The sequence below is a fragment of the Pseudomonas sp. S3E12 genome, from assembly GCF_001702295.1.
Lineage (GTDB): Bacteria > Pseudomonadota > Gammaproteobacteria > Pseudomonadales > Pseudomonadaceae > Aquipseudomonas > Aquipseudomonas marginalis.
Genome location: NZ_MBDT01000014.1, coordinates 142,508 through 154,608, shown reverse-complemented (window position 1 = coordinate 154,608; position 12,101 = coordinate 142,508). Strand labels below are relative to the sequence as shown.

10 protein-coding genes and 1 pseudogene are annotated in these 12,101 nt (G+C 52.6%); 5 read left to right on the top strand and 6 right to left on the bottom strand.

Annotated features, from left to right (window positions below; all coding sequences use genetic code 11):
* Positions 1-313: 313 nt before the first annotated feature.
* Both BB029_RS13385 and hutH read right to left on the bottom strand, forming a co-directional pair.
* On the bottom strand, positions 314-2,680 hold the full coding sequence (locus BB029_RS13385; protein WP_065939518.1) for a condensation domain-containing protein: 2,367 nt from the start codon (positions 2,678-2,680) through the stop codon (positions 314-316).
* Between the two features lie 6 nt (positions 2,681-2,686).
* Positions 2,687-4,213, bottom strand: a complete 1,527-nt coding sequence (gene hutH / locus BB029_RS13380) for a histidine ammonia-lyase (RefSeq protein WP_065939517.1) — start codon at positions 4,211-4,213, stop codon at positions 2,687-2,689.
* A 310-nt stretch (positions 4,214-4,523) separates the two neighbouring features.
* Between hutH and BB029_RS32165 the strand changes: the two genes are divergently transcribed.
* From BB029_RS32165 to BB029_RS13365, 3 genes are all read left to right on the top strand, one after another.
* The gene (locus BB029_RS32165) at positions 4,524-5,579 is read left to right on the top strand and encodes a GNAT family N-acetyltransferase (protein WP_083236399.1); all 1,056 of its coding nucleotides are present in this window, start codon (positions 4,524-4,526) and stop codon (positions 5,577-5,579) included.
* Positions 5,580-5,611: 32 nt separating this feature from the next.
* Positions 5,612-6,859, top strand: coding sequence for a lysine N(6)-hydroxylase/L-ornithine N(5)-oxygenase family protein (locus BB029_RS13370; RefSeq protein WP_065939516.1), 1,248 nt, complete (start codon positions 5,612-5,614; stop codon positions 6,857-6,859).
* Between the two features lie 72 nt (positions 6,860-6,931).
* Complete coding sequence (locus tag BB029_RS13365) at positions 6,932-7,153, top strand: MbtH family NRPS accessory protein (protein WP_065939515.1); 222 nt, start codon at positions 6,932-6,934, stop codon at positions 7,151-7,153.
* Here the strand turns inward: BB029_RS13365 and BB029_RS33220 are convergent.
* Positions 7,136-7,357 carry a hypothetical protein gene (locus BB029_RS33220; protein ID WP_168166811.1) on the bottom strand — a complete coding sequence of 74 codons (222 nt, stop codon included), beginning with the start codon at positions 7,355-7,357 and terminating at the stop codon, positions 7,136-7,138. The genes BB029_RS13365 and BB029_RS33220 overlap by 18 nt on opposite strands.
* 549 nt (positions 7,358-7,906) lie before the next feature.
* Here BB029_RS33220 and BB029_RS32160 point away from each other — a divergent pair.
* Positions 7,907-8,100 (top strand): annotated as a pseudogene (locus tag BB029_RS32160) (transposase); the annotation flags it as partial.
* A gap of 443 nt (positions 8,101-8,543) precedes the next feature.
* On the opposite strand, the gene BB029_RS13360 reads toward BB029_RS32160, so the two are convergent.
* The 3 genes from BB029_RS13360 to BB029_RS13350 are packed head-to-tail and all read right to left on the bottom strand — an operon-like array spanning position 8,544 to position 11,106.
* On the bottom strand, positions 8,544-8,981 hold the full coding sequence (locus tag BB029_RS13360; RefSeq protein WP_218188802.1) for a hypothetical protein: 438 nt from the start codon (positions 8,979-8,981) through the stop codon (positions 8,544-8,546).
* Between the two features lie 59 nt (positions 8,982-9,040).
* Positions 9,041-10,429, bottom strand: coding sequence for a HAMP domain-containing sensor histidine kinase (locus BB029_RS13355; protein WP_065939513.1), 1,389 nt, complete (start codon positions 10,427-10,429; stop codon positions 9,041-9,043).
* Entirely contained in the window at positions 10,429-11,106 is a 678-nt protein-coding gene (locus BB029_RS13350; protein WP_017530590.1) for a response regulator, read from the bottom strand. The genes BB029_RS13355 and BB029_RS13350 overlap by 1 nt, the downstream gene beginning before the upstream one ends.
* A gap of 126 nt (positions 11,107-11,232) precedes the next feature.
* Between BB029_RS13350 and BB029_RS32150 the strand changes: the two genes are divergently transcribed.
* Positions 11,233-12,086 (top strand): IS5 family transposase gene (locus BB029_RS32150; protein WP_085986890.1). Its coding sequence is split into 2 segments (ribosomal slippage): positions 11,233-11,581 and positions 11,581-12,086, totalling 855 coding nucleotides; the frame shifts between segments, so codons are not numbered across the junction.
* Positions 12,087-12,101: the final 15 nt, after the last annotated feature.

Sequence of the window (12,101 nt, the reverse complement as noted above, 5' to 3'; positions counted from 1 at the left end):
TTCACTGTCCACTGCCTCCAGCGACAACGAGACGATGCAGGGTGCCGCCGATTCGTCCACAGCGAGCAGGGGCTCGGAAAACCCTTCCGGCACTTCAAGCCTGGAACGCAACCCCTGGTGCAGATCCCAGACGGTCAGCAGATGCGCATGCAGCTGTTTAAGGTCGCTACTGGCCCCTTGAATGCGAGCATATGCACTTACCGTGGACACTTGATCGTCCCCGGTTTGCTGGTCGACCGCCCAGAAATGCACTTGATGAGGCGCAGGCTCGAAATGTGACGCCATGTATAAATTCCCTTTTATCTGGTCTTGCTCAGTGACGCGAACCACCTGCCATGCTGACGAGTATTCGTCGAGGTGGGGTGTAGGTTTCGCGGCCGTGAGCCATAAGTCGGTTATCCAGCAACAGAATGTCACCCTGCTGCCAGTCGAAATGCACGGCATTGCGCCGGTAGGTATCACGGATTATTTCAATCCACGAGTCGGGTATGGGCTCGCCATCACCGAAGAATGTCGAGGTTGCCATCCCATCGGGATCATGATCCTGGAAGTGTCGGCGCAGCATCTCTGGCAAAGCAGCCCGGTGGAACAGACTGGCATGGTTGAACCAGCTCCTGTCGCCGCTGACGGGATGAGTCACTACGGCGGGAGCCCGAAAGCGCGCGACCAAGGTATGTTCACCCAGCCATTCAAATTGATAACCCTGAGGCCCGAATCGCTCTTGGAGTTCGCTCCGGTTGCGAACACCGAATGTTTGCTCCCAGGCAATCCCCATCCCGGGGCTGAACTGGCGGCGATACAACAGCCCACGTGATTCGAAAGCCTCTTTCACATAGCCAGGTAAGCTTGCGAGGACTTTGCGGCCATCGGCAATCGGTGTCCTGCCACCTGCGGCAGCAGGCTGGTCACACCAAAATGCAATCTGCTCAGGCCAAACGGAGGCGTATGAGTTTTCATTATGGAAAAAAATCTCCTGATCCGCCGGGTACTCGGTGGACGTATAGACCTTATCGAGCACGGCAATACGAGGAGTCGAGCACTGCACATAATCCATTACATCGGTGTTAAAGGCGCGCACGATGTCACTGAAATGCTGAGCACTGTCGACATGGAATCCGCGCAATAACACAGCTCCGGTTTCAACCAGCAGGTTGTTGAGTTCAACAGCTGATTGTCGAACCCATGCTCGCGCATCAACCTTGGCATGACTGGCAATGACCGTCGCGGGCAGTGCTCCGGGGACGTCATTGCGTACGATACGGGCCAAGGCTCCAACGGCAACCGGTACCCGCCGAGCGATAAAGGCTGCCGGGGCGACCACGGGTGGAGGCACACCAGCCTCATCGGGGAAAATCGAGGCGCCAGGGTCGGCGACCATCTGTTCAAGCGTGGAGAAAAGACCGCGGTGCAGTGCTCCCAACCAAGCTGAATCGGTGTAATGCGCAGAACCGACCATATCGCCACGCATGCCGGCCTGCGCATCCCAAAGCTCGATGAGCAACGGGAACTTCGCCCGCATGGGCTCGATCTCAACCTGCTCGACGGCCAGACCTGGCATATCCAATGTATGCATCGGCATGCTATGAAGCACAAACTTTACCGCGAACTCAGCGCCCGCTCCCGGCACATCCTTGCACGCACGCGCAATCATCGGGTACGGCAAGTCCTTGTGTGTTAGAGCAGCGATACAAACTCCATGGACATGGGCAAGTAACGCCTGCGTCGTCTTCACATGACCAATGTTCAGGCGCAAGGGCAATTGATTCACCAGCAGTCCGATCATTGGCTCCAGCTCGGGCAGGCCCCGATCGCTGAAGTCGGTCGCAATCACCAGGTCCTTCTCTCCAGTCATTTTGGCCAAGGCGACAGCGACCGCTGACAGCATGACCACGAACACGCTCGTTCTTGCCTGCCGAGCCAAGGCTGAAGCGCCGTCGATCAAAGCCTGTGGCGGAGCCAGTCGCTCATGGACGGCGTGGTCGGCCATCCCGGGGCGCTGTACCAGCAACGGACGCAGCGGACGATCACGCAGTTGGCTGCACCAGAAACGACCTGCGGCCTCCCCGGCGGCGCTGGCCACAAAAGCCCGCTGCCGTGCCGAATAGGCACTTGGCGTGGTAAGTATTTCAGGTAATTGGACATCCACCTGTCGCACCAAAGCACCGTAAAATGCTGAGAGATCGCGCCTGAATATTCCAAGCGACCACCCATCGACGACGATGTGATGCACAGCAATGACCAATACGTGATGGTCAGTTGCTAACGTGCCGAGCTCTGCACGAAACAAAGGCCCTGTTCGCAGATTGAACCCTGGGAGCGTGACACCTTTGATCCAACTGGCCAACAATTGCTCGTCATCCTGCAACGCGGGCGCGACTGACAGCACTACCGACGGTACGGACGCAACGCATTGCACGAGTCCTCCCCGACTCTCTACAAAACAAGTGCGCAGTGCGGCGTGACGCGCGATCACGTGTGATAACGCACGCTCAAGCACAGCCACATCGAGTGAACCGCGAAGATGCAAGACCACACTCTCGTTATAAGCACCCTGCTGCTGACGCATCGACTCGACAAACCACACCCCTTCCTGCATCAACGATGCAGGCCCGGACGATACGGGAACGGGGATAGCCATCAATTCGATACCCGGCTCGGCTGCATCATTGATGCCAGCCATGATCGACTACTCTAGGGTCTCGAGAACTGCATTGACTTCAGGTGAAGAAGCCAGGAATACACGGGTTTTATTGATAAGGTCACTCATCAACAGATCGTGCTCGAGGAAAGGTACCGTCTTGCGAAACGCGTTGAGCAAACGCTCTGCCGGCTCGGAAAGCACCAGGCCTTCGTTCAACTGCGTTGCTTGGCAGGCACATAGAAACTCGATAGCCAAGATGATTTCGCAGTTATCAAGCACCGTGACTAGCTTATAGGCGGAGGTGCCGCCCATGCTGACATGGTCCTCCTGTAGATGGCAGGTCGGAATCGTATCGATCGAGGCGGGAGTCGACAGCACCTTGTTCTCGTTGACCAGCGCCGCCGAAGTGTACTGAACCACCATGAAGCCCGAGTTTACGCCAGGACGGCTGATCAGGAAGTCAGGAAGACCGTTCTGCCCCGATAGCAATTGATAAGTGCGCCGTTCCGAAATGTTCGCCAGCTCGGACATGGAAATCGCGGCAAAGTCCAAGGCGAACGCTGTTGCCTGGCCGTGCAGGTTACCGCCAGTCAAAAGCTTGCCAGCCTCAGGAAACACTAATGGATTATCCGAGACGCTGTTGCATTCCTTGGCGATACTCGACGTTGCGAAATCGATGACCTGGCGTACTGCGCCATGTACTTGAGGCGCGCATCGGAAGGAGTATGGATCTTCCTTGGCGGCGTTACATTGAGGCAATGCGTAATGATTGCTGCCCTGGGTAAGTGCCGTGATGTTTGAAGCACAAACACTGCGCTCCGGATGATGGCTCGTGCGGTGAATAAGCGCATCGTAGAAGGTGTTTGCCGTGCAAAACCCCTGAATACTCATGGCTGCACACAGGTCTGCGAGCCTCAGCAAGCGCTGCGCCCGGACCAAAGACATCACGCCGTAACCGTTGATGTACTGCACGCCGTTGGTCAAGCATAACCCTTCCTTGGGTCCGAGCTGGACGGGCGCCATACCCAAGCGATTCAAAGCCTCGGATGCCGGGATCAAATGACCATCCATCCAGACTTCACCTTGGCCGATCAGGGGTAGTGCAAGATGCGCCAACGGCGCCAGGTCTCCACTGGCCCCTACAGAACCTTTTTGAGGAATGGCACCCACCACGCCTTGATTCCAGAGGTCAATGACCCGATCAAGGGTTTCGCGACCAATACCACTATTGCCGCTGCGGAAGGTCAGCAATTTGACCAGCACCACGATACGGCTGAGCAACTCCGGAACGATCATCCCGACGCCACAGGCATGCGAAAGCAGGTGATTATGCTGCAAAGCGGACAGTTCGGACTGATCCACTTTCGTCGTGCACAACGAACCGAAACCAGTATTGATACCGTAGGCGAAATCTTCCGACGAAGCGATTTTCAACACGTAGTCGCGGCCCTCATCAATCTTGCGAGCGACCTCGGGCGATAGGCGAATAGGCAGCCCACTCGCAGCTGCCTTGCTGATATCTTCAATGGAATAAAACTTGTGGGTGATTTCGATGTAATCGCCGCAGATCATCACAACATCCTTATTGCAAACGGTAGGTATTCTGCGCACCCGCTCGAACGCCAGAGCCGTTGTCACGGCACTGGCGCGGCCAGTCATTTCAGCTGACACACACGGAGGCTTGAGGAAAAATTAGTTAGAAAGAAACTGCTCGCCGCCTTTTTTGAATGGATCTTACTGCCCAAAATCGGCTACTACGTGAGCCAGAGCGAGCATTGATGCTTCATGATCTTGACAGTCACTCGCGTGCGTTGCGGGAAGAACTGCTGCTACCATAGCTCGAACCGTGTTTCGCTAATATTACATTACAGAAGATTACAACATGCAAGCAATAGGATGTGCTTCCGAAATCGAGAATAATGTCCAACACTTCCGCTCCTTCATCGACGCGCAATTGCTGGAGATTTCGCAAAACGGCAGGGCATTTACAGTGAACAGTCATGACTGTTCTACGCACAGCCATTGGCGATTGACTGGCGAGAATCATCTGGTGCAATTGGAGTCCTCAACCGACGTTGAGGCCTCACATGAGGGTCGACATTCACTGGCTGTCATCGATGCCGTGTTTGCATGCAACCCTGGCATCGGCCACGTTCACTTTTCTGGCTCGCCACGCCATGTGGAACATCTGCTGCATACCGGCGTTGCTGTCCCCCAGGGCGACCATGGTGCGGTCGTTGCACGGGAAGCCTTCTGGCAATCACCAAGAATCTGGCACAGCACCAATCCCGCTCCCTATCCGACCCGATACGTCAATGCCCAAGGCACGCGACACCCCCTTCGCCGCCCCAAAACATCCGGGGTTCTGTACCAACGCCATGTGCCGTGGCTGAACAAAACCCTGAGCTTTCGAACACTCGATCCTAAGGATGATCTGCCGCTCTTCCATAAATGGATGAATGACCCGCGTGTTGCACATTTCTGGCAGGAGGAAGGCGATCTAGAACAACACAAAACCTACATCCAAACTTTACAAGGCATGCCACATCAGCAAAGCGTCGTAGGCTGCTTCGATGACGTCCCCTTCGGCTACTTCGAAACGTACTGGGCCAAAGAAGACCGTATCGCCCCGTTCTGCAATCCAGGCGACCATGACCGCGGCTGGCACGCCTTGGTGGGAGAGCCCACATACAGGGGCCGAGCCTATCTGTCAGCGTGGCTGCCTTCTCTTGCGCATTATCTTTTTCTCGACGATTGCCGTACAGAACGGGTCGTGGTAGAACCCCGTGTGGACAACCTGAAGATGATCGGCAACTTATCCAAGTGCGGCTACGCCCTCCTTAAAGAGTTCTCTTTTCCCCACAAGCGAGCGGCCTTGTGTGTAATATCACGAGAGCGATTCTTTGAGGAAAGCCTTTGGATTCCAAAGGCAAACTGATTCAACTTTCTTATTTCAATGGACGTCAAAACATGGAAGTTCACGATCTCATCGGCATCGGTTTTGGCCCCTCAAATCTGGCGCTGGCCATTGCACTAAATGAAAAGCCCCAGAAGGAGCGTCCGCTCAACACCCTCTTTCTTGAGCGTCAGCCAGTGTTCGCCTGGCACAAACATATGATGCTGGAAGACACTAGAATGCAGATCTCGTTTCTGAAAGATCTGGTGTCACTGCGCAACCCGAAAAGCCATTTTACTTTCGTCAACTATCTGCACCAAAAACAGCGTCTTCAGGACTTCATTAACCTCAAGACCTTTTACCCAAGTCGATATGAATTCAATGATTACCTCAACTGGGCAGCCAGTCACTTCGAAGACCATTGCCGCTATGGTGAAGAGGTAGTCAGCATCACTCCTGAAAAAACGGGAGATGAGGTGAGCGCGCTTCGCGTGCAATCCATCAATAGCGACGGAACGCCCCATGAACGCCTGACCCGCAACCTCGTCGTCAGCATTGGTGGCGCCCCACATATCCCCGAGGCTTTTTTGTCATTGAAAGCGGATGCCCGGGTGTTCCACTCCAGTTCTTACCTACAAGATATCAGGTGCAGATCCAACATCCGCAACGTTGCGATCATAGGCTCGGGACAAAGCGCGGCCGAAATATTCATGGACCTCCAGAAGCACCCGGACTCACCCAACATTGATATCATCATGCGCGGGCATACGCTGAGGGTCTCCGATAACAGCCCCTTCGTGAATGAAATATTCAACAGTGACTTTGTCGACTTTGTTTATCATCATCCGGATAAAAGCCAGGCACTCATCAAAGAGTTCTGGCACACCAACTACTCAGCACCCGATGTTGAACTGGCAGAAAAGATGTTTGAGATTTTCTACAACCAGAAAATCAAAAGTCAGTACAAACATCGCTTCCTGAAAAGCCATACAGTGACTAGCGCCCAAGCGCACGCCGAGGGTGTCCACATCAACACATACGATATGGTTGGCAATTCAACTCAAGGGCATACCTACGACGCCGTCATCCTGGCAACGGGGTATGTGCGAAACCAACACGAAACGCTGCTCGCTCCGCTCCTGCCCTATCTGGGCGACTTGCGTGCAGACCGTCAATACCGCCTAGGCTCGACGGAAAACTTCAAACCTGCTGTTTTCCTGCAAGGAGCCTGCGAGGACACTCATGGCCTGAGCGATACACTTCTGTCGGTTATTTCTACCCGAGTAGAAAATATCAGAAGTGCATTGGTTGACGCCTATTAAGCCCTCCAGATCTTTTCCTCCGTTTTCAAACGCGAGAAGCGAATAAAACAGTGCTCATTATGAAGGTATATCATGTTGTGGGATAACGAAGACACTCAGTTTCACGTAGTCGTCAACGCAGAAGGACAGTACTCCCTATGGCCAATCGTCAAGGAAATCCCGAATGGGTGGCGCACCGTTGAGTTCCAAGGCACCAAAACGGACTGCCTCGCCTACATAGAAAAGAACTGGAGCGACATGAGCCCATTGAGCTTAAGGCAGTCGTCGCAGAGCACATCACGCGCGATAGAGTGACACGCCTAGTGCCAGGTAGGAGCGAGCCTTGATAAAACCATGGCCGATTTTTTTCAACAGAATCGGCCAAAAGAGTCCATACAACGCCGCCGGCCAAGAGGCCGCTTCAAAGCCCGCCCTCTTATACCCACCACGCCAGCCTGACGCGGCGATGCATACGCCGCAAAAGAAATAGCCCAGCCCCGTACAGCGGGCCTTGATCATCCCGTAGCCCAATATCGTCTCGGATTGATGGCTTTACTCCACCAGCACTTGAAATTGCCTCCTTGTGCTTGGCATTTACCGATACGCCCGAGCACCAAAAAGCCTTGCAGGCCATCTAGCACAGGCATCCAAACGCTGGGGCATTTTCCAGGCACAAAAAAAGCCACTCATATGAGTGGCTTTTTCTGAATCTTGGAGCGGGAAACGAGACTCGTATCTGGTGTCCGACTCATTGAAATATAAGGGGTTTCTTTTCTTGCCGTAGCAGGAAAAGACTTAATTCTGGACTTGTATTTGGGGAATAACAAGGGCTAAGAAAGCGTGATTCCGGGCTGCTCTATTTGCTTCTACCCATAACCAGCCGGACGGGAGCGTCCGGTCTGGACAATTACTCACTAATTTCTTAGGTAACTAGATGGGGCCGTGAAACTGCTCCTGCTGTAGCGCCCCTACGAGTTTAATGAACCGTATCCTGGAACTGCGACCTAGGGTTTGTCTGAAAAGTCGCTTTGGCTAAGATGACGTGCTCTGGTTGCTGGGAGGGCCGTTATGGCAGGCCGATATGAAATCTCATCTGCACGTTGGGCGATGATCGAATCCATCGTTCCCCTCCTCAACGCATGGGACGCCCAAGGCGCGATGACCGTCAGATGCTTAACGGTATCTTCTGGATATTGTGCTCGGGCGCCAAATGGCGGGATCTTCCAGAGCGCTTTGGGCCTTGGAAGACTGTTTGTGACCGCTGATGACGGATTGCCCCTGTTGCGGACGGGACGCTTACCCGGTCAGCTCGCGAATTACCCAGAGCCAATGATCGTTTACGTCACAACAGCCCGGGTCAGCTAAATATTAGCAACTGGATCAATCTCGCTCCAGCGCCAACAATGGTCTTTCAGCATGGCCACGCCTACCGACACTTGGCCAATCGGTCACCATTATTCAGAGCATATTGCGATCAAGCTTTACGGCTCCGTCCGATACCCTGATGCATTCAAACACCCAACCATAGAATGCTACCTACATTTAGGCCCACTACTCCTAAGCGACAAGTCGGCTCCTCGCTGCATCGACTCTATGCAGGCGACTGGCAAACGGCTCATTGCATATGTCGCCGTTGACCTATAAAAGCAGATTGAACAATTATGCGGGATTTTTCCAATAGTACTTGGAGTACTCACGGCATGAACTAGAGTTCGTTAGCGCAATTTATATCGCCGTCAGCCCAGCGCTTGATATCACTTATCTTCGGCGATCTAGCACCGACACTCAAGATGTTCTTTGTTGTGTACAACCTGACCTGTGCTTTGTTCGCATCATGTCTTTCTATTTCAATTAGGGCGTTGTTAATCAACAGTCCTTCCGAAAGGAGCTTTTGATTGATCTCACCTTCACTGCGCTCATCGCTAAACTCGCTTAATACGATGACCGGCTTTCCTGTATATGTCTCATGTTCCAGGCATTGTCTTGCCATTAGTCTTAAGTTTCGATAAGTATCGGAGGGCGTCTTCTCGCTAGTGAAGCTGCCGTCATAAGATGAATGACTACTTTTTAATTCGCTGACGGTTATAGCGCACCCGCTGATTGAGATAGAAAATAATAGTATAGGCAAGGATAAATATTTCAATTTCAACTCCATTGTTCTGGTATGGGCCCTCCGCCGGGCAGGCATCAAATCATGCTTTTTCAGTCGGAATTGTGTTTTGGAAAATCAACAGTCGCCAGGAGTCCACCCTCTGCAGATGTACTTAGCCATACGTTGCTGTTGTGCTGCAGTGCAACCGCTTTGACTATTGCGAGCCCCAGTCCGCTGCCGCTTTGCATTTGATTGGGCTCGCGAAAAAACCTATCGAAGACTCGCGCCCTTAATTCAAATGGAATGCCAGGGCCTGCATCTGAGACACGTAGCTGAGTAGATTTATCAAGTGATCGCACATCTACCTCAACGCGTCCGCCCTCAGGGCTGTACTTCACGGCATTTTCAATTAAGTTATCAATCAGCGACATAAGGCGTTCCCTGATGCCATTGATCCAGCTTTCACCATCAGAGTAGAATTCAAGTTCAATCCTACGCTCAGCCGCTAGGGGGGCCAGCGCAGCCATTTGCTCTTGTATGAGGGTCGTCAGCGGCACAGCCTCCATAACAGTGTCGATGCTTGCTTCGCTATGCATCAGCAGCAATAACTGATTGACGAGACGCGCAGCACGGCTATTGCTGCGAATAATCCCTGCAAGCAGCTCCTGTTGATTAGTGCTGCTTACATAGGACTGCAAAGCCTCAACATTGATTCGCATTGCAGCCAGGGGAGTACGCAGCTCATGAGCGGCATCTGCAATGAAAACCCGTTCCCTCTCAGAACTTGCTCGCACTCTGGCAAGAAATAGATTAGTCGCGTCCACCATTTGGCGAAGCTCTATCTGCTTTGGTCCTTCTTTTAAGGGGGAGAGATCTTCTAAAGTTCGCAAAGAAATACCATTTATCACCTTGCTCCAAGGGCGCATTGCAATACGGACTGATAGCCATGCGGGAAAAAAAAGAAAAGGAATGCACACCAGCAGCGGCAATATGTAGTATCCACGAGAGTTCAGGTATATGAAGAAGTTCCAGCCTCCGGCAGGGGTAATAAGTGTTACCTCCGCGTCGGAGTTCCCTGATTTGAGAGTACGGCTATTCCAGCTGCGCCCCTCACTCTGAATGCTCTGAATTTCTCCATACCTGCTATTTGTTACTCCTGTCGGAGCACCATCAGATGAATAAATTATCTTTCTATTCTTACGAACAATGAGGCTGATTGACAGTTTGGGATCTTCACCTCCGCCATAACCTTCCTGCAATGCTTCGCTGAACTTTTTCAGCACGGTAGTGAGGTCCTGCGGGCGATCATCCATGCGCTTAACTAATGTAAGAATGGTTTCGTAAGTATTGCTACCCGTGAGCATAGAGGGGCTTCGCAAGTTCTCCCACAAAATGTAGGTCAGAAAAAGACACCAAAGCAGTGTAAGTAGTAGCATCTGGGCGAGTATAATTCGTCTTACAAGCGTTGGAGTTTTCAAGTTGAGCCAAAAATTTCGCATCAACCAATCCCTTTCTGAATTGTAGCGGTATCAATGACATACCCCACACCCCGCACCGTTCGCACATAGCCTTCGCCGATTTTGCGACGCAAATTTCCCATATGCACATCCAGCGGATTACTCATATTTTCTTTCGCGCCGAATAGCCTTTCCTCCAGAAAACGTCGTGTAAGCACGCGGTCAGCGCGCATCATTAAAATTTCAAGCAGGGCGTATTCACTTGCCGTTAAATCAACATTACGTCCACTAACTGTCACGCGACGAGTCGGCATATGAAGAAATAATCCTCGAATTTCTATCACCTCATTTTGAAAACCGTAACTGCGTCGGGCCAGTGCTCTCACCCTAGCCAACAACTCGGCGAGAACAAATGGTTTTACCAGATAGTCGTCTGCACCCGCATCGAGCCCACACAGGCGATCTTGCAGAGTGCCTCTTGCAGTCAGGATGATGACGGGGATCCCCCTGAACTGCTGACGTAAGCATGCTACCAGGCTCATGCCGTCACCGTCGGGCAGTCCGAGGTCGAGTAGCACAAGTTCTGGCACGCAGACATCGAGCTGATGCAACGCATCTACTTTTCGGCGAACCCATATGACATCTAACCCTTGATCTGCAAGTGCGATACGAACGCCATTGCCGAGATCCAGGTCGTCTTCGATTAGGAGAATTTTCACAATAGTTACGTTATCAAAAGTGAATGAAGAACGTCTGAAGAAAAAATATATTAGGAAATCTATTATGATTTGTCTGAAAAGTCTCTTTGGCTAAAATGATGCCCTCTGATTGCCAAGAGGGCCGTCATGACAGGCCGCTATGAAATTTCATCTGAGCGTTGGGCGATGATCGAAGCCATCGTTTCTCCTCCTCAACACATGGGGCGGCCAAGGCGCGATGACCGCCAGATGCTTAACGGAATCTTCTGGATTTTGTGCTCTGGTGCCAAATGGCGAGATCTTCCAGAGCGCTTTGGGCCTTGGAAGACCGTTTACCAGCGTTTCCGACAATGGCGTGACAACGGCACTTTTGAGCAGGTTCTGCGCCATTTACACCTTCGTTTGTGCGAAGATGGCTTTATCGATCTGAATACCTGGATGGTCGATTCGACATCGATTCGAGCTACCCGAGCGGCCAGCGGTGCTGGAAAAAAAGGGGCCCGCAAGAACCGCAACACCACTGCCTAGGCCGTAGCCGAGGCGGATTGACCACCAAAATACATCTCGCCTGCGACAGCCATGGCTTCCCCCTGGCTGTCATGTTGTCGCCCGGTCAAGAAGCCGACTCGCGCTATTTCATGCCGCTACTGGAACAGATCAGCCTGCCAGGCAGCAAGGGTCGTCCGCGTAAGCGTTGCCGATGTGTACTGGCGGACAAGGGCTATGACAGCCAGATACTGCGTCAGTACTGTGACCGCTACGGCATGCAGCCGATCATTCCCTTGCGCAAGATGCATCGCAAGCCTCGACCAGGCCTGCCTCGACTGTTCGACAGGCCACAATATAAAAAGCGCAACGTGATCGAACGGCTGTTCAGTTGGCTCAAAGAAAAGCGTCGGCTCTGTACGCGATACGAAAAACTGGCGAGCAGCTTCAAAGCCATGGTTACACTGGCCTGTATCGAGAAATGCTTGCGGGCTGACTTTTCAGACAAACCCTAAGTCGCGCACCGTCAT